General features: G+C 62.1%; 18 protein-coding genes. 6 read left to right on the forward strand and 12 right to left on the reverse strand.

Translation table 11 applies throughout. From position 1 onward, the window contains the following. Positions 1-161 precede the first annotated feature (161 nt). Genes ccsB through ACZ5J0_RS15455 form a run of 5 tightly spaced genes read right to left on the reverse strand, consistent with a single transcriptional unit; the run spans position 162 to position 4,980 of the window. Complete coding sequence (gene ccsB / locus ACZ5J0_RS15435) at positions 162-1,229, reverse strand: c-type cytochrome biogenesis protein CcsB (protein ID WP_142938100.1); 1,068 nt, start codon at positions 1,227-1,229, stop codon at positions 162-164. Continuing rightward, positions 1,229-2,944, reverse strand: a complete 1,716-nt coding sequence (resB, locus tag ACZ5J0_RS15440; RefSeq protein WP_142938099.1) for a cytochrome c biogenesis protein ResB — start codon at positions 2,942-2,944, stop codon at positions 1,229-1,231. Before resB ends, ccsB begins: the two co-directional genes overlap by 1 nt. Continuing rightward, positions 2,944-3,699 carry a cytochrome c biogenesis CcdA family protein gene (locus ACZ5J0_RS15445; protein WP_166841796.1) on the reverse strand — a complete coding sequence of 252 codons (756 nt, stop codon included), beginning with the start codon at positions 3,697-3,699 and terminating at the stop codon, positions 2,944-2,946. Before ACZ5J0_RS15445 ends, resB begins: the two co-directional genes overlap by 1 nt. A gap of 5 nt (positions 3,700-3,704) precedes the next feature. Beyond that, positions 3,705-4,310 (reverse strand): TlpA family protein disulfide reductase, encoded by a 606-nt coding sequence (locus tag ACZ5J0_RS15450; RefSeq protein WP_142938097.1) that lies wholly within the window; start codon positions 4,308-4,310, stop codon positions 3,705-3,707. 4 nt (positions 4,311-4,314) lie between these two features. Continuing rightward, a complete protein-coding gene (locus ACZ5J0_RS15455) occupies positions 4,315-4,980 on the reverse strand; it encodes a histidine phosphatase family protein (protein ID WP_464093464.1) in 666 nt (221 codons plus the stop codon). Positions 4,981-5,187: 207 nt separating this feature from the next. Between ACZ5J0_RS15455 and ACZ5J0_RS15460 the strand changes: the two genes are divergently transcribed. The 3 genes from ACZ5J0_RS15460 (at position 5,188) to ACZ5J0_RS15470 (ending at position 7,654) form a co-directional block, all read left to right on the forward strand. Further along, positions 5,188-5,739, forward strand: coding sequence for a YceI family protein (locus ACZ5J0_RS15460; RefSeq protein WP_024817916.1), 552 nt, complete (start codon positions 5,188-5,190; stop codon positions 5,737-5,739). A gap of 190 nt (positions 5,740-5,929) precedes the next feature. Next, a complete protein-coding gene (locus ACZ5J0_RS15465; protein ID WP_464093465.1) occupies positions 5,930-6,652 on the forward strand; it encodes a hypothetical protein in 723 nt (240 codons plus the stop codon). A gap of 261 nt (positions 6,653-6,913) precedes the next feature. Continuing rightward, entirely contained in the window at positions 6,914-7,654 is a 741-nt protein-coding gene (locus ACZ5J0_RS15470; RefSeq protein ID WP_464093466.1) for a hypothetical protein, read from the forward strand. A gap of 47 nt (positions 7,655-7,701) precedes the next feature. Here ACZ5J0_RS15470 and ACZ5J0_RS15475 read toward each other — a convergent pair whose 3' ends face one another. From ACZ5J0_RS15475 to ACZ5J0_RS15485, 3 genes are all read right to left on the reverse strand, one after another. Next, positions 7,702-8,409: a redox-sensing transcriptional repressor Rex gene (locus ACZ5J0_RS15475; RefSeq protein WP_142938094.1), complete on the reverse strand. Its 708-nt coding sequence runs from the start codon at positions 8,407-8,409 to the stop codon at positions 7,702-7,704. 76 nt (positions 8,410-8,485) lie between these two features. Beyond that, positions 8,486-8,740, reverse strand: a complete 255-nt coding sequence (locus ACZ5J0_RS15480) for a glutaredoxin family protein (RefSeq protein WP_142938093.1) — start codon at positions 8,738-8,740, stop codon at positions 8,486-8,488. A 223-nt stretch (positions 8,741-8,963) separates the two neighbouring features. After that, positions 8,964-10,180, reverse strand: a protein-coding gene (locus tag ACZ5J0_RS15485; RefSeq protein WP_142937384.1) for an IS3 family transposase whose coding sequence is annotated in 2 segments (ribosomal slippage) — positions 8,964-9,916 and positions 9,916-10,180 — 1,218 coding nt in all. Because the reading frame shifts where the segments join, the coding sequence is not laid out codon by codon here. A 100-nt stretch (positions 10,181-10,280) separates the two neighbouring features. Between ACZ5J0_RS15485 and ACZ5J0_RS15490 the strand changes: the two genes are divergently transcribed. Both ACZ5J0_RS15490 and ACZ5J0_RS15495 read left to right on the forward strand, forming a co-directional pair. Then, entirely contained in the window at positions 10,281-11,144 is an 864-nt protein-coding gene (locus tag ACZ5J0_RS15490; protein ID WP_142938092.1) for an HAD family hydrolase, read from the forward strand. Between the two features lie 147 nt (positions 11,145-11,291). Then, a complete protein-coding gene (locus tag ACZ5J0_RS15495) occupies positions 11,292-12,254 on the forward strand; it encodes a DUF559 domain-containing protein (RefSeq protein WP_464093467.1) in 963 nt (320 codons plus the stop codon). Positions 12,255-12,389: 135 nt separating this feature from the next. On the opposite strand, the gene ACZ5J0_RS15500 is transcribed toward ACZ5J0_RS15495, so the two are convergent. The 4 genes from ACZ5J0_RS15500 to ACZ5J0_RS15515 form a co-directional block, all read right to left on the reverse strand. Beyond that, entirely contained in the window at positions 12,390-12,488 is a 99-nt protein-coding gene (locus ACZ5J0_RS15500; RefSeq protein ID WP_003792170.1) for a 30S ribosomal protein bS22, read from the reverse strand. Positions 12,489-12,652: 164 nt separating this feature from the next. Continuing rightward, positions 12,653-12,865 carry a helix-turn-helix domain-containing protein gene (locus ACZ5J0_RS15505; protein WP_017199160.1) on the reverse strand — a complete coding sequence of 71 codons (213 nt, stop codon included), beginning with the start codon at positions 12,863-12,865 and terminating at the stop codon, positions 12,653-12,655. Positions 12,866-13,019: 154 nt separating this feature from the next. Beyond that, positions 13,020-14,156: a 3-deoxy-7-phosphoheptulonate synthase gene (locus ACZ5J0_RS15510; protein ID WP_464093468.1), complete on the reverse strand. Its 1,137-nt coding sequence runs from the start codon at positions 14,154-14,156 to the stop codon at positions 13,020-13,022. 220 nt (positions 14,157-14,376) lie between these two features. Continuing rightward, a complete protein-coding gene (locus ACZ5J0_RS15515) occupies positions 14,377-15,408 on the reverse strand; it encodes an acetylxylan esterase (RefSeq protein ID WP_464093469.1) in 1,032 nt (343 codons plus the stop codon). A 264-nt stretch (positions 15,409-15,672) separates the two neighbouring features. Between ACZ5J0_RS15515 and ACZ5J0_RS15520 the strand changes: the two genes are divergently transcribed. After that, positions 15,673-17,790 carry a DUF6807 family protein gene (locus ACZ5J0_RS15520; RefSeq protein WP_464093470.1) on the forward strand — a complete coding sequence of 706 codons (2,118 nt, stop codon included), beginning with the start codon at positions 15,673-15,675 and terminating at the stop codon, positions 17,788-17,790. Positions 17,791-17,849: the final 59 nt, after the last annotated feature.

Here is a 17,849-nt window from a genome sequence, read left to right on the forward strand (position 1 = left end):
CGGGTCCTGAACAAGGTAGCACCTGCCCCTGACGGGCAAAAGGCTTAGTTGCAACACCAAATTGTCATGATTGCTACACCGATTTGTCATACTCCGCGACCGTCATCCGCGTGCAGGAGCAAAGCCCCTGCTCAGAGGGCCAAAGCGGCAGGCCCCTCGGCCTACAGCCCCGAGTAGGAGTGCAGACCGTTGAAAACGGTATTGACGAGCGTGAAGTTGATGATGACGCAGGCGTAGCCAACAATTGACAACCATGCGGCACGGGTTCCGGTCCAACCGCGTGTGGCCCGGGCATGCAGGTAGCCCGCGTAGACCACCCAGATCACAAAGGTCCACACTTCCTTGGGGTCCCAGCCCCAGAACCGGCCCCAGGCTTTCTCAGCCCAGATCGCCCCGAACATGAGGGTAAACGTCCAGCCGATGAAAGCGATGGCGTTAATGCGGTAGGAGAGATTCTCAAGGCTCAAGGCGTTCGGAACCAGGCGCATGAAGCCCAACTTGTCCGCACGGCCGGCAGCCAGGTTCTTTTGGCGATGCGATTGCAGCAACTGCAGCACGGACATGGCAAACGTCAGGGTGAACAGTGCCGAGGACAGCACCGCGATGGAGACGTGGATGATCAACCAGTAACTCTGCAGCGCCGGAACCAAATGGCCCACTGGAGTCCAGAAAGCAGCCGAAGCCGCTACCAGCATGATGATGGCCAAGCCGATCACGAACGTGCCCAGGAAGCGGAGATCCCTACGGATGAGGACTATAAGGAAGACAGCCACTGCCACGAAAGCACCGGTGGTGAGGAACTCGTACATGTTGCCCCACGGCACGCGGCCTGCACCGAAGGCACGCGTCACCACACCCGCACCATGGATCAGCACACCCAGCACGGTCAGCGCGACGGCCACGCGGGCAGGAGCGCGGCGTTCGCCTGCGTACTTCATGTCGCCGGCGGCGGTACCGCCCTCAACGGTGAGGCCCGACGTCGGACGCTCGGCGCGGCCAGCCGGCCCACCGGCGTCGGGACCTCCCAAACCTGCCGCGACACGGCCCGCAGCAACGCTCACCTTGTGGTCGGTGGTGCTGGCCGCAGCCTTCTGGTCCACGGCGCGGAGCATCTTGCTGCTCTTGGCCAGGTCCCAGGCAAAGGCGATGAACGCCACGGTGTACGTGCCGGCGGCCAACAGCATGAACAGCTCGCTGTACTGGCCCAGGGTTTCGTTGATGACGGGCATTACTGGTCCTTCGAGGTTGAGGAAGATCCTGCAGTTGTTGTAGCGGTGTCCGGCGTGGCCGGCGTTTCCGGGATGTTCCATTCCCGGGCAAAGATCTCGCGGAGGGCTGCTGCTTCACCGGCGAGGCGGTGGTCTTCGCCGCGAGCCAGCAGGCCGTATTCCACCATGGTGCGGCCATCGGAGTGGGTTCCGGTGCGGACCCAGACGCGGCGGCGGTTGATGTACAGCGACATGACCAGACCGGCGACTGCGAGGAAACCGAAGATCAAGGCGTACAGCTGGCCGGGGTTGTGGTGGATGTCCACGCCGATGTACTTCTTGACGCCATCGAACGTGATGCTGCCCTTGCCTTCGGGCAGGTCCACGGTGGCTCCGGGCGTTAAGGTGATGCCGCCCGCAGCGAGGTCGCGGGCATTAAGGGGTTTCAAGTCCTTGACGTCCAACTCGAACACGTTCTGGGGCACGCCCTTGTCCAGGCCGAGGTCTCCGTAGAAGGAATTCAGGCTCAGCTGGGGGTTGAAGAGTTCCGGGGAAGCGCTGAACGAGGTGCCGGTCTCTGTAACGAACGCCGTCGGAAGGAAGAAGCCCACAAAGCCCAGCTGTTCCGGCTTGGCATCCGGGACCTTGATGACCACGGACGAGTAATAGTTGTCGCCCTGGACCTTGGCAATCACTGGCCCTTCGAAGGAGACGTTGCCCTCCCCATCGCGGATAGTGACCATGGGCGCGTAGCCGTTTCCGGTGAGATAAAGGCTGGTTCCTCCGAGGGAAACGGGGTCGTTGACCTTCAGTGTTTCCTTCTTGCCCGGCGCATCAGGGGTTTCCTTGGTGGTCACCTCAGCGGTGTAATCGATGGGCTGGCCGGCCTTGCCGGGAGACTCACCGCGATCGAACGTGGCCTCGAACTTGTCCAATTGCATGGAGTACGGCTGGAGTGAACTGCTCTGGAAGTTGGTACCCGGAGTGAATTGGTCATAGCCCACCAGGGTGTTGACGAACGTGTCGCCCTCCACCAGGATTCGCTGGCCGCTGTACCCGAAAAGGCCACCAATGGCCACGGACACCAGCACCCCGATCAATGAGGTGTGGAACACCAGGTTCCCCACTTCCTTCAGGAAGCCGCGCTCGGCACCCAAGGACGGCAGGTCGCCGTCGACGTCCCTGACTTCCACGCGGTAGCCGCGCTTCTTGAGCAGCCCGGCGGCATCGGTGACGGCCTTCGACGCCGGGATCCCGGCGTCGGCGGGCAGCGCCAGAGTGCCGTATTCCGGCAGGCGCGAAAGACGCCTGGGAGTGCGCGGCGGCTGAGACTTCATGGCCTTGTAATGGGCAATGGCGCGGGGAGTAACGCAGCCGATCAAGGAAATGAACAGCAGGATGTAGATGGCCGAGAACCAGGCCGAGGAATAGACGTCGAACATCTGGAGGGCGTCCAGGAATGGGCCGGTTGTTGGGTTGTTCCTGATCCAGTCAGTAACCACCACCGGATTGGCCGGCCGCTGCGGAAACAGGGAACCCGGGACCGCGCCAACGGCCAGCAGAAGCAGCAGGAACAGAGCCGTGCGCATGCTGGTCAGTTGGGTCCAGGACCACCGGAGCATGCCCTTGAAACCAAGCGCGGGCAGGGCAGCCTCGGACTTGGCCTGCTGGAGTTTTCCGTCCGCTGTGTTCTCAGCGGCTGGTGACTTCTTCTTGGCTTTCACGGACTCGCTCATCAGATTGGCAACTTCACATCGTTTTGGAACCAGTACTGCAACTCGGTCACCCAGGCTCCCCACACTCCGGTGGCCATCAGGATGCCGAGCAAAATCAGAATGCCTCCGCCGATCCGCTGGATGGCCAGCCGATGCTTTCGGAAGAAGGACATGACTCCCATGCCCCGGCGTACGGCCAACGCAATCAGGAGGAACGGAATGCCAAGGCCAAGGCTGTAAACGAACGCCAGGAGGGCACCCTTGGCCGCCGACGAACCGCCGGACAAGCTCAGCAACTGTACCGCGGAGTACGTCGGACCAATGCAGGGCGCCCAACCCAAGCCGAACGTCAGCCCCAGGAGCGGAGCACCCCACAAGCCTGCCGGCGGTTTGGCATGGATTTTCGCGTCCCGCTGGAGCCAGCCGAAACCACCCATGAACACCACGCCCATGATGATCACCAGGATGCCCAGCAGTTGAGTGATCCAGGCGTTTTGCGGACCCGTCAGCAACGTTCCAAGCTGCCCGAAAGCACCGCCCAAGAGGACAAAAATCACCGAGAATCCCAGGACGAACAGCCCGATTCCGGCCAGCATACGGCCTCGCCGCTGCTTTTGGAGGTCGACGCCGGTCAGTCCCGTGACGTAGCCAAGGTAACCAGGGACCAGCGGCAGGACGCACGGCGAAAGGAAGGAGACCAGCCCGGCCAGCAATGCCACCGGCACAGCCAGCAGCAGTGATCCGTTGAGGATCGTCTCGGCGAATGGACTGTTCATGGGTGCTACTCCGCCGCTGCGGAGGTGATGAGGGCCTTTAGGGTGCTCTTCTCAATCTCGCCCAGCACGCGGGAGGCAACCTTGCCTTCCTTGTCCAGGACCAGGGTGGTGGGAACCGCACCTGGAGGGACAATGCCGGACACGGACAGCAGCACTGCGCCGTCCTTGTCATCGAAGCTCGGGTAGGTGATGTTGAAGGTCTTGTCGAAGGCCTCAGCGGTGGCTTTTTCGTCACGAAGGTTAACGCCGAAGAACTGGACTCCCTGGTCCTTGAAGTCCTGGTGCAGGGCTTCAAGCTGGGGAGCTTCGATGCGACACGGAGCGCAGGCGGCAAACCAGAAGTTGAGCACGGTGACTTTGCCCTGGAGATCCTCAGGCTTGACGGTCTGTCCATTAAACAAAGTGCCCTTGAGCGCCACCGGAGCTGCGCGGTCAGCCTTCGCGAATTCCGTCACCGAGCCGTCGCCTGCCACGTAGTTCTTGTTATCGCCGGCCTTGGCCTGCTTGGCAAGGGAGTCTTCCTGAGCGCATGCGGACAGGCCCATGGTCAGTCCTGCCAGGAGAACTCCACCGGCGGTCAGCACGCCGCGGCGTGAAAGATTGTTGTCCATGCCTCTATGCCCCCGGGGTGCTCGCCGCGCCGGGGAGCAGAACGGCAGCAGGCTCGGAGTATTCGACGCGCACGATCTTGCCGGCATCGTCCAAAGTCAAGGATGTCAGGGAGGTGAGGGTGCATTCACGCTTGCGGGGATCGTGCGCGAGGCGGCGGCCCTCAGCGGTCAAACGGGTTGACCAAATGGGAAGTTGGTGGCTCACCAGAATGGCTTCAGCGCCGTCGCCACCGAGCTCGATCGCCTTCACCCGCGCGTCTTCCACAGCCGCCAGAACGCGGGCCGCCTGCTCTTTATAGGGCTCGCCCCAGGAAGGCCGCAGGGGATTCCGGAAGTAGAACCAGTGCTTGGGCTTGAGGAACTCGCTCTTGGTGGGATGGAGTCCCTCAAAGTGGTTCTCGGCTTCGATGATGCGAGGATCCGTGGTGATGTCCAGGTTCAGCGCCTCGGAGGTCGGCATGGCTGTTTCCTGGGCGCGAGTCAGCGGCGAGGCTACCAAATGCACAAACTTGGCACCTTCACTGGCGCGGGCCGTGAAGTGGTCCGCCAACATCCGGGCCATCTCCCGGCCACGCTCTGAGAGGTGGAATTCCGGCAGCCGGCCGTAGAGGACGGCGTCGGGATTGTGGACCTCGCCATGGCGAAGCAGATGGACAGTTGCTTGGGGCATGTTTACCAGTTTCTCAAAGAAGCGGGGCGATCCGAAATCTTCTACCGCTAGTAGAACTCAAACTTTTCCTGAAATGTTCCGTGGAGTTGGAATAAAAGATGCATATGCATGTTTATACTGGGTACGAAGCTCGGTTGACGCTTCAAGCAATGAGCTCGACCGGACAAGCACGCAGTACCCACCACTTGATATAGGAGTAACACCATGATGACTCTCCCCGCTTCCGTCACCACCGGCACCTGGACCCTCGACGCTTCCCACAGCGAAATCGGCTTCACCGTCCGCCACGCAGGCATCAGCAAGGTCCGCGGCCAGTTCAAGGACGCCACGGCCACCTTGGAAGTTGGCGAAACCCTGACCGATTCCAAGGTCACCGCCACCATCCAGACCGCCAGCTTCGACTCCGGCGACGTCAACCGCGACGGGCACGTCAAGGGCGAAGACTTCTTTGACGTAGAGAAATTCCCGGAAATCACCTTCGTGTCCCGGCACGTCAAGGCCAACGGAAACAGCTTCGACCTCGTGGGCGATCTCACAATCAAGGGAGTGACCAAGGAAGTTTCCATCGAGACCGAATTCAACGGTGTAGCAGTGGACCCCTTCGGCAACACCCGCGCCGGCGTTTCCGGTGAAACCACCATCAGCCGCAAGGACTTCGGCCTTACCTGGAACGCCGTCCTTGAAGCCGGTGGCGTCCTGGTCAGCGACAAGGTTGTCATCAACCTGGAACTCGCTTTCATCGCACCGGCTGCCGCGTAGTCCTTCACCACCCGGCCGGCTTCTGCCGGCCCGCGTCCGCAAACGGCGCCCTGCACAGTCCAATCTGTGGGGGCGCCGTTTCGCGTAGGGAGAAGTCACCCCGCAATTGTTCGGCAAAAAGCCTGTATTTAGCTGCGCGTTAGCTCCGAATTTCCTATGCATCCTTCAACCTCCGGTCTAAAGTGATGCCATGAGTACCCCAGACGAAACACCACAGCCACAGCAGCCCGGCGCTCAGCCTCCGCAGCCCGGCAATGTTCCTCCTGCGGGTCCCCAACCTCCGCAGCACGGCGACGTCCCTCCCTCCGGCTACCAACCGCCCCAGGGTTACCAGCCACCGCAGGGTTACCAGCCGCCGTCGCAACCCGGCCAATACTCACAGCCCGGACCGGCCCAGCCCGCACCCGGCCAGCCGGGTTTCCACTTTGAAATGCCCACTGACGGACCGCGAAACTTCAACGACGTCATGCCCCAGGGCGGCTTCTCGGGAATGTTCAAAACCCAGGGCCTGCCAACGGAACTGAAGGTTTCCTACTTCATCTGGGTGATCTCCGGTCTCCTGGGATTGTTGTTAGGCCTCATCGCCTTCTTCGCGGTGATCGCCGCCTTCGCGTTCGCTCCAGGATTCGCTGCCATCGCACTGATCCTCCTACTCCTCACCCTGGCCGTCTCTGCCGCCCAGGTGGTCCTGGCCATGAAGATGAAGGAAGGCAAAGAATGGGCACGCCTCGCCCTGACCATCCTGGCCGGCATCTCCCTTCTGCTGGCCATCTTCGGCGCAGCAAGCGGCGGCGGCTCAGGGATGGGCCTGGGTGGCAACTGGTTCGGCTTCCTGGTCAGCGCCGTAGCCGTGGTACTGATGTGGCTACCTAATTCACAGCTGTGGTTCAAGGCAGTCAAGGGCCACGCCTGACACGTACCCAGCTGCCGCCGTCGGGCGTTTTCGACGCAAATGCAGGCTGAAGGCCGCGGTTGAATCCCCAGGGATCCCGCGGCCTTCATCATGAAGGCGTAAGCCCACATGATGATTTTTCCCGCCAGCTGTAAATACCTGCGTGTGATCGTCTGCAGCGCAAGGACCTGGAGGTACGGTGGTAGCAGAACCACGCTGGGGGCAGGGTCGTTTTGCTGATCCCGGCGGCCGCACCAGCAGTCGAACAAGCAAAGGAATGCCATGAGCAACCCTCCGTACCCGCCGTCAAACCCGGGCGACACTAACCAGCCCGGCACAAACGGCTCCCAGCCCCCGGCACCGCAGTACGGTCAGCAGTCCCCCTCCGCACCGCAGTATGGCCAGCCAGCCGCGCCGCAGTATGGTCAGCAGTCCCCCGCCGCACCGCAATACGGTCAGCAGGGCTCCCCGTATGGTCAGCCTCCCGCAGCTCCGCAGTACGGCCAGGACACCAACTGGCCAAGCCAGCAGCCCGGACCCACCACCGTCCCGCAGATGGTCAATTACGCCTTCTGGATGATCATCGCCGCCGGAGTTCTATCCGCCATCAGCTCGATTATCCTGGCCACCACCGGTGCGGATGCCTTCATCAATGCCATGAACCAGCAGGCGGCCCAGCAGGGTACCGATTTGCCTGAAGGGTCCATGGAAGGCATGCGTGGCGTCATTGGCGTCAGTGCCATCGTGGGTGCCTTTATTTCCCTGGGCCTCTACGCACTGGTTGCCTTCCCTGTCCGGAAGGGCAAGAACTGGGCAAGGATCCTGGGCACGGTCTTCGCTGCCATTTCTGTTCTGGGCCTCACCAGCTTGTTCCAGTTCGGTGCCACCTACGGCGTCCTGCAGCTCATTGTGATCCTGCTGGGTGTTGCCGCGATCGTTCTGCTGTACCTGCCGGCGTCGGCGCCGTACTTCCGCAAGGCACAGCCTTTCGGCAACCCGTACCAGAATCCGTACGGGCGCTAAACACCCACGCTTCCGAGCAGTACACGCGGGCGCGGACCCGGCGAAGGCTAAACAGCCTGGCCCGGTGTCTGCGCCCGCTGTGCGTGGTAGGCAAGGATCTGTAGCTCGGTTGCCATGTCCACCTTGCGGAGGTTGACGTGCGGCGGGACCTGCAGCAGTACCGGGGCGAAGCTGAGGATGCTCCGGATGCCTGCGGCAATGACGCGGTCGCACACGGCTTGGGCCACCGTGGCAGGCAGGGCCAGCACCACCATGTTGGTGTGGGTCCGTTCCAGGACCCGTTCCAGCTCGGCTGAGTCACTGACCCGCAACCAACCCACTTCATTGCCGATCACCATGGGGTCAGCGTCGAAAATGGCTACGACGTCGAAGCCTCGGGACTCGAAGCCGCCGTACCGGGCGAGGGCTTTGCCGAGGTTGCCGGCGCCCACAATCGCCACCTTCCAGTCGTGGGTCAGCCCCAAGGCTGCTGCTATGTGGCGGCTCAGGTTCTGGACTTCGTAACCTACGCCGCGGGTCCCGTAGGAACCAACGTAGGAAAGGTCTTTGCGGAGCGTGGATGAGCTAACGCCCGAGGCTTCCGCCAGTGCTTCAGAGGAAACCCGTTCAACGCCTTCGGCCAGAAGAGAGTTGAGCGCACGCAAATAGAGGGTCATCCGGGCCACGGCCGCGGGCGGGATCTGCTTGGCGGCAGGCTCATTGTCTCCGGTTGTGGCTTCCGGGGACGGTTCCAGCGCAGTCACGGTATTCTCCATTGCGTCGCTTTGTTGTTCCACTCTATGACCCTCGGGCGGACTCAACAAAAGCCATTACCTGCGGGTAACCCCACCCTCAGCCCTCCAGGACTTTCTTCAAGGTCCGGGTAAGTCGCTGCTCGTCGATCTTCCAGAAATCGCGCTGGATACCGTCCACCAGCACCACCGGGATCTCCTCTGCGAACCGCTCCTGCAGTTGGGGGTCGCCGTCAATCTTCTGCTCGGTCCACTGAACGCCAAGACTTTTTGTGACACGCTCGACGGCGGCACGAGCCTCAGTGCAGAGGTGGCAGTCAGCTTTGGTGAGGAGAACGACGTCGGGAATAGCCATGTCTCAAAGGTACCGGCCCCACGCTCTCTCACATCCCACCCCCTTCCGGCCGTCCCTCTCTCACATCCCATGCCCGTCCGCCGTCCCTCTCTCACATCCCACCCCCTTCCGCCGTCCCTCTCTCACATCCCAAGCCCGTCCCGCCAACGCTCTCTCACATCCCACGCCGTGGGTGACGCTGCGGTCGTCAAGTTTTTGAGACAGGTCTCGTTGTTGTTTTTGGTTAGGCGGCCAGGGGTTGCTGGGCGCGGGTTTGGTAGTTGGTGTGGGCTTTGGCTGGTGGTATGCCGCCGGCTCGGCGGTTGGGCCGGCGGCGGTTGTACCAGCCCTCGATGTATTCCATGACACCGGTTCGGGCGGCGAGTCGGGAGCCGTAGCGTTGGTGGTGGTAGAACTCGGTTTTGAGGTGGGAGAAGAAGTTCTCCGCGACGGCGTTGTCCCAGCAGACCCCGACTTTCCCCATGGACTGCGTCACCGAGTTATCGCCGCACCATTTCTGGAATTCATCCGAGGTGTATTGGGTGCCCCGGTCCGAATGGAACACCACCGAGGCCCCGGTCAGGTGGCCGTGGTTGCGGGCCATTTGCAGCGCCGCGGTGCACAGGCTCGCGCGCATGTGCCCGGCCATGGACCAGCCGATGACCATGCCGGAGAAAAGATCGATCACCGTAGCCAGGTAGAGCCAGCCCTCACCCGTGCGCAGGTAGGTGATGTCACCGACCAGGCGGGTTCCGGGCACTGTTGAGGTGAAGTCCCGCTTGCCCTCTGCATCGAGCATGTGGTTCTCGATGTGGGCTGTTTTGGCCTGCGGATCCTGGACGGTAGTTGCCTTCCAGGCCTGGGTGCGGACGGCCCGCAGCCCGTGCTCACGCATGATCGCCCCGACAGTGGGGGCCGAGACCCGCACTCCCTTCTCGTTCAAAAGCAGGGTCAGTTGGTCCCGGCCGGCACGGCCCTTCTCCTCCTTATACAGCTCGGTAACCGCGGCGGCGAGATCCTGATGCCGTACTGCCCGCGGGGATGGCCCGGCCGGGTTGCGCCATCGGTAGAACGAGGCCCTGGAAACCTTCAACGCCCGGCATAGCCAGGCCACGGAATGGTTGGCCTTCTCCGCTTCGATGAACTCGTAGAAGTCCTCTACTTTTGCTTCGCGGCAAAGAAGGCGCTGACTTTTCCCAAGAACTCGACCTCGGCCTTCAATCTCTCGTTCTCAGCCAAGGCTTTCCGGTGTTCATCCCAGGACACCGGGCCCGGGTCCACAGGCTCTAGAGCAGGACCGTCCTGATGTTTTCCCCGGTGCCGATGAAGCCAGTTCCCCAACGTGCTCTCCTTAACCCCGAGCTCGTCAGCGACTTGCTTCACTGAACGATCCGAGGACAACACCAGCTGCACAGCTTCCTCACGGAAAGCCGCATCATATTTTCTTCTAGGACCAGTCATTCTGAAGTCGATCTCCCATCAACCTGTCTCAGAAAACCATACGGCCGCACGCCACCGTGCGTCCTCAACACTGGCCCCGGTGATTGACTAGACTCAAAGCATGCCCGAGGAGAAGAACGCCGCCGTGGTCGCAGATGCCTTGGTGCAGCAGGACGCCGTACAGAGGGACGCGGCCAAAAAGGACATGGCGCGGAAGTACGCTGGCGAGGCCGCTTTTTTCGATGTCGACAATACGTTGATGAAAGGTGCCAGCCTCTTCCACGTGGCTCGCAAAATGTATGAGCGCAAAGCGTTCACTCTTTCGCAGGCCGCCGGATTCGCCTGGAAGCAATTCAAGTTCGTCATGCGCGGCGAGAACATGGAAGATGTCCATTCGGTGCGTGACTCCGCGCTGACACTTGCTGCGGGCATTACGGTCGAGGACATCAAGGCCTTGGGCGAAGAGGTTTACGACGAAATGATCGAGTCGCGGATCTGGCCCGGAACCAAGGCGCTGGCCGACCAACACCTCCGGGTGGGCCGTAAAGTGTGGCTCGTGACTGCCACGCCCATCGAAGTGGCCACAGTCATCTCCACCCGGCTCGGTCTGACCGGCGCCCTGGGCACCGTGGGCGAGGTGGACGACGGCGTGTACACGGGGAAGCTTGTAGGCGACATCCTGCACGGACCTGCCAAGGCGATCGCTGTCCAAATCGTTGCAGATCGCGAAGGGCTGGACCTGGACCATTGCTGGGCTTACAGCGACTCCGCCAATGACATTCCCTTGCTCACCATGGTGGGACATCCAGTGGTCATCAACCCGGATGCAAAGCTGCGCCGGCATGCGCGTGAAAACAATTGGCCCGTTTACGATTTCCGTTCCGGACGCCGCGCCGCAACATTCGGCCTCAAAGCCGCGACCGTCGGCGGAGCCGTCTACGGTCTATGGCGCGGATTCGCGAAATTCCGCGGCCCCCACGTCTAACGCTCTCTCACATCACGCGCGCCTAAACCCAACGCTCTCTCACATCACGCGCGCCTAAACCCAGCGCTCCCTCACATCACGCGCGGGCCTCACACAGCCTGTGGATAACTTCCGGTGCCTTAAACGTATCTGGGCAAGAATGCCGGTATGAAGAACTTCACGCCGATTCCTCCGCAACTGACGGTTGCACCCTTCACTCTCGACGAGGCCGAGGTTGCGGGCCTCAAGCGATCGCACCTAAGGAACCGAACCAAGATTGATGGCGTTAGCCGAGGTGTTTATCGACCTTCCGACTGGAATTTCGACCTGTCAGCGGCTGCAAGAGCGCTCTCAGCTGCAACTCCTGGCGCTTGGATTTCACATGTAACGGCCGCGAGGCTACATGGATCCTGTCTTCCGCCTTGGTTGTCGGACTCCAACGAATTGCATCTCAGCAAGCCGAGGCATCTCCCTTCAGTTCGGCGCAAGGGAGTGATCGGGCACACGGTAGTCGCCTCCGAGGACGAGATCGAGTTTGTCCGTGGCATCTGGATCAGCACTCGATCGCGGACTTGGTTGGATCTCGCAAGACGCCTTCCGGTCCCCGACCTCGTCTGCATGGGCGACGAACTCATCCGAACTCCCAGGCTGGAGTTCGAAGAACGCGATACACCATTCACTACACTTGAGGCGCTCCGCAAAATGGTGGATAGGCACAAGAATCTCCAGGGTGTGGTTCGGGCAAGAGAAGCACTCGACCTCATGCGCGTGGGCGCCGACTCCGCACCCGAGTCGCTACTCCGCTTGGCGATGCTGGACGCTGGTATTCCCGAACCGGAGCTGCAGGTACAGCTCCGGCCGGGCGACCCGTTCTCCCCGTCCGCGGACCTGGGCTTCCGCGATCGGCGAGTAGCGATACAGTACGACGGCGGCCATCACCTTGAGCAGGAACAGATATTTAGCGACCGGCGACGCGACAAAGCATTCGAAGCAGCAGGTTGGACGGTCCTCAAGTTCGGAAAAGATGACCTGGCGGACCATTTTTCATCAGCCATTGGGAAGATTAAACGCGCTCTGAGATCAGCCTGGCAGGATCCCGCCGTCAGCTCAGGCTTTTCCCGCGGGACATGAGAGAGCGAACGGAAAAATCCCGCAGGACGTGAGAGAGCGACCGGAAAAACCCCGCGGGACGTGAGAGAGCGACGGGGGTGCAAAAATGCCCGCCACCTCGAGAGGCAACGGGCATTCACGCTTGATGAAGTATCTCTACTTCTTATTGCGGCGCTGGTGGCGAGTCTTACGAAGCAGCTTGCGGTGCTTCTTCTTGGCCATACGCTTGCGGCGCTTCTTAATAACTGAACCCACGAAAGTTCCTTACAAACTAGAAGTTCCTGTCTGTTGGAACCGATCCGCGGAAGCAGACAGTACAACTGACAGATTCTTACATTGACGTAAAACGTTCCTTAACAGAGTACCGCTTCAAAGAGGCACCCTGTGACCACGGTCCGGAGGACGGACTGCGGCAAGTCTCAGGCGGTCTCGGATTGTCCGTCCACCACAGCACCCTTGAGGTACTGGGCAACAGCCTCTTCGGGAACCCGGAAGGAACGGCCAAACCTTACAGCGGGCATCTCTCCGGAGTGAACCAGGCGGTACACGGTCATTTTGGAAACGCGCAGGACGTCGGCCACCTCGGCCACCGTCATGAAACGCGCATTCGAGAAGTTAGTCTCCGCGGACATTTCCCATATTCCTTTGCTCTCAGACGATAGGACACCCCCAGTGGAACGGTGTGCCGATGCTGAGCCATCAAACAACCATGTGCTAGATACTCTAGAGGCTGATGGGGCCAATGTGAAAGAGCCAGCGACACAGATCTGCCCGGCGTTACCGGGTCTACGCCGCGACCACCGCGCGACGCTTGCGTGCCGACGCCGCGAGCTGATCCAAAACCGAGGCCGTGACGTCCCATTCCATGCAGGCATCCGTAACGCTCTGGCCGTACACCAGCTCCTGCTCCCCGGAAAGCTGCTGGGCGGTATCCAGGTTCTGCGCCCCTCCCACAAGGAAGCTTTCCAGCATCACACCGGCAATCGGCGAGGTCTCCCCTGCTTCCAGCTGCGCACCGATTTCCAGTGCAACCTCGGCCTGGCGGTGATGGCTCTTGCCACTGTTGGCGTGGCTGGCGTCCACGATCAGGCGAGGGTTGAGGCCCTTGGCAGCAAGCTTGCCCGAGGCCGCTGCGACGTCGTCGGCAGAGTAGTTGGGACCCTTGCGTCCGCCCCGGAGGATCACGTGGGTGTCGGGGTTTCCGGAGGTCGCTACGAGAGCTGCCCGGCCGTCGTCGTCGATTCCCAGGAAGGCTTGCTCAGCGGCAGAGGCGCCGCACGCGTCGATGGCCACCTGGAGGTCGCCGTCGGTGCCGTTCTTGAACCCGATCGGCATGGACAGACCGGAGGCGAGCTGGCGGTGGATCTGGCTTTCGGTGGTGCGCGCACCGATGGCGCCCCAGGAGACGAGGTCCGCCATGTACTGCGGGCTGATGGGTTCCAGGAACTCCGTGGCCGTGGGCAGGCCCAGGGCGGTGACCTGCTTGAGGAAGCCGCGGGCGGCGCGCAGGCCTGCGGCGATATCGTGGCTGCCGTCCAGGTGGGGATCGTTGATGAGGCCCTTCCAGCCGACGGTGGTGCGGGGCTTCTCGAAGTAGGTCCGCATCACGATCAGCAAGTCTTCCTTGTGCTTCTCGGCCTGGCTGACCAACCGGCGGGCGTATTCGAGCCCGGCCTTGGGATCGTGGATGGAGCACGGGCCCACAATCACCAACAGGCGATCGTCCACGCCGTCCATGATGGCGCGGACCTGGTCACGGCCGCGGTCGACGACGGCAGCTGAGCGGGCGTCCAGCGGCAACTCGGCGATGAGGTCCTGGGGCGCCGGAAGCGGTTCGAAACGGGCCACCCGCAGGTTGGAGGTGGCGGGCTGGGCGGAATCAGCCGGGTGGAGCGGTGTGGGTTCTGCAGCGATGCTGGTCATGTCTGGGTCCTGTTCCGGGATGCGGAGCGGGCCCCTTGTCAGAACCCGCCGGATATGGCGAAGGGCAGAGAGTAATCTCTGCCCTGTTGGCTCTGAAGGAAAGTTGGATGCGTGTCAGTTAGACGCGGGCCCCTCCAGAGCCAACGAAAAATACGCATACCAACGGTTTGTCATAGCCACACCATAACCGCGGTTCTTCACCTTGGGCAAATCGCTTCCATCAAGATGACAGTAGTTTGCGCAGGAACTGCAGCTGCTTGATCCAGTGGTGTTCCTGCCCGCCTTCGTGGTTGTTGAAGCGGTAAACCTCGATGTCCTTCTCAACCCCGCCGAAGCCTGTGCCGAAGCCAGTGCCGAAGCCAGTGCCGTAGCTGTTGTAGCTCGCGAACACCGTTGACGGAGGGCAGATGTCATCCATTTGCGCAGCGGAGAATAGAGCGGGAACTGTGGCGGCACGGCCCAAGTGCACGCCGTCGAAGTAGTTCAGCACTGCCAGCATGGGCTCATACTTTTCGCGGTGCCGGCCCAGGAATCCGGCAATCTCGGGGTACGGGCCACGCGGGGTGATGTCGATCGCGCGGGGGAAGTCCTGCAGGAATGGGACGTCGGGCAGCGCGGCGATGACGCCGTCGAGCCTTCCAGCGGTCAGCCCGGCAGCGGCAACAGTAATCCCGCCACCTTGGCTCACGCCGGTAAGGATTACCTGTGAAGGGTCGACGGCGGGATGGTTCTGTGCCGCTTCTACCGCACGGAAGGCGTCCACGTAGACCCGGCGGAAGTAGTAATCGTCCTGGTGCCCGGACCCACGGGTCATGAGCCCGGCGTAATTGACCTCGCCCGCCGAGGGGTGTGGATCCGGGGTGTCTCCGGAGACGCCGCCATAGCCTTGGCCGCGGGTGTCCATGATGAAGTGCGCGTACCCGGCCTGGGCCCAGCGGGTGTTCTGGTTGACCAGGCCGCGCCCGCCTGAGTAGCCGATGTACTCCACCACCACGGGAAGCTGCTCCCCCGGCTCAAGCTGTGACGGCACGTGCAGCCAGCCCTTGATGCGGTCTCCCCCGAAGCCGGAGAACGTGACATCGAAGGTGTTGATCACGCTGAGGTAGTTGTCCACGGGTTCGAACACGGCATTGAGCGGGAGCGCCCGGGCCTCAGCGATGGTGCGATCCCAGAAGTCACTGAGATCGGCTGGTGCTACGGCCGTGGAGGAGTAGGTGCGGAGCTGGTCAAGGGGGAGGTCGAAGAGGGGCATGGTCCATTCCGGTTCGGGTGGGTCTGACTGAGCTGGCTGAGCTGCTGGAGTCGAAGGCTGATTGAGGACATCCTACGTCATGAGAGGCTCTAATGGTTGCTCAATTTGAATCGTTACATTTCGAGGCGGATCAGGCTAAACTAAACACAGCCAACCACGGGAAAGCGCTTGCTGAGGTGTAGCCTAAACCCGCCCGAACACTTTTGTGAAGACCCAAACGACGGCGTCACGCGCCATCGTCGCCGCGCCAGCCGAGGAGAGCCCATGGACACCAAGTCCGTCAGTAGCCCAACACCCAACAGGCCTGCTTCGACCGGGACTGCAGCGTCAACCGGGCCTGCCGGCGCCGCTGGACGTGCCACTGGGCCCGCCACTCCCCCCGCCCGAATCGCCCTGGTGGGCGTGCACGGCTTCGGCACGCACCATCTCCGCAACCTGGAGCGGCTAAGCAGCCAGGGCCTGGTGGACCTTGTTGCCGTGGCCGACCCGAATCCGCCGGCACCCGGAGCTTTGCCGGCCACCACGGCAGTGCATGCCAATCTGGACGAACTGCTGGCCGGCGAGCATAGACCGGACGTCATCATCGTGGCAACTCCCATCCAGACCCACGCCCCGTTGGCGCTGTCCGTTCTTGCTTCCGAGGCTGATCTTTACTTGGAGAAGCCCCCGGTTGCCTCGATGAGCGACTTCCTCCGCCTCCAGGAAGCGGCGGCAAAGGCTGGCCGCAGCGTTCAGATCGGTTTTCAGAGCCTCGGATCCCATGCCTTGGCAGCGTTGGAGAAGCTGGCCGGCGGGGATGCGGCGGAAGAGTTGCCGGGTATCGGCACTTTGAAGGGGATTTCCGCTACGGGACGCTGGGTCCGGGATCGGGCCTATTACAAGCGGTCCCGCTGGGCAGGCAAACGCAGCCTCGACGGCGTGGATGTGGTGGATGGCGTGGCGACCAATCCGCTGGCTCATGCGATTGCCACCGCACTCCGCATTGCCGGAGCCAGGGAAGCAGCGGATCTGGTATCCGTGGACACCGATCTCTACCGCGCCAATGACATCGAAGCGGACGACACCTCTGTGATCCGCATGCGGACCATCAACGGTTTGCCCATCACCTGCGCCCTCACGCTGTGCGCCACCGAATCCGTGGAACCGTATGTCACGCTCCACGGCACTGAAGGCACGGCAATATTCCACTACACGGAGGACCGGGTGACGGTCCGCACCGAAGCGGGCGAAACCGCTCACACGTTCGGTCGAGACGATCTCACGGAGAACCTCCTCCAACACCTGTCCCACGGCACGCCGCTGCTCAGCCCACTCGATCACAGCGGCGCCTTCATGAAGGTAGTGGAAGCCATCCGAACAGCAGAGGCACCTGCGCTGATTCCCACGGAATGCGTGAATTGGGTAGGAACGGGCGAGCAAGCCCACGCAGTGATTCCGAACATTGAGGACATCCTGGAACGCGCCACCCGCGCCCACGCTACCTTCTCCGAGTTGGGACTTCCTTGGGCTCTGCCGGTCACCGCTGGTGCCGAGGCACTCTTCTCCCCTGACGTGGACGCCAACGCTGACGCCTCCAACAACAGCGCCGCCGTCCTGCGCTCCGGAAGCACCCTCGAGCCGGATCTCTCCCCGAGGCCCTACTTGCACCCGGTGACCACACAAGCCGGCGTGGTGGTTACGGATCACTTGCCCTCAGACCACGTATGGCACCTCGGCGCAGGATTTGCCCTGCAGGACGTCAACGGCAGCAACTTCTGGGGCGGCCGCAGCTACCGCAGAACAACGGGCAGGTACGTGGACTCGAAGGACCACGGCAGGATCGAAACGGCGAGCATCTCCCGGGAAAAAGACCACACCACGCTTGACCTCAGCTGGCTCGCAGCAGACGGTGAACTGGTCCTGAAGGAAAGCCGTTCCCTGAGCCGCACGCCCCTGGACGCCCGCACATGGCGACTCGACATTCAGACCCGGCTTACCGCCGTCGTGGATGTTTCGCTGGGCAGTCCCGGTTCGCATGGGGCTGCCGGCAGCGGCTACGGCGGATTCTTCTGGCGGCTTCCAGTCTGTACCGCCCCGCGCGTCTTCTCCTCCACAGCCGAGGGTGAGCCGTCCGTGCACGGCTCGGTGGCGCCGTGGCTCGCTTGGACGGGAGAGTTCGACGGCGGCCCTGCCACTTTGGTGTTCGGCGCACCTTTGGAGTCGGCGGACCCGTGGTTCGTTCGGTGCAGCGGCTACCCCGCAGTGGGTTCGGCGCTGGCGTGGGACACCGCCGTAGAACTGGCTGCAGGTGACTCGATCACCCGGACCAACACGGTGTGGATCAGCGACGGAACGTTGGACGCAGCGGAGATCGAGGACCTGGTGGGCAGCGTCAGGATGTAGCGCGCTTGTCCGTCCTCGTCACTTTTCATCAACAGGGAGGACGGACAAAAGCCGGCTTG

This window comes from Arthrobacter sp. DualSoilB13, assembly GCF_055389195.1.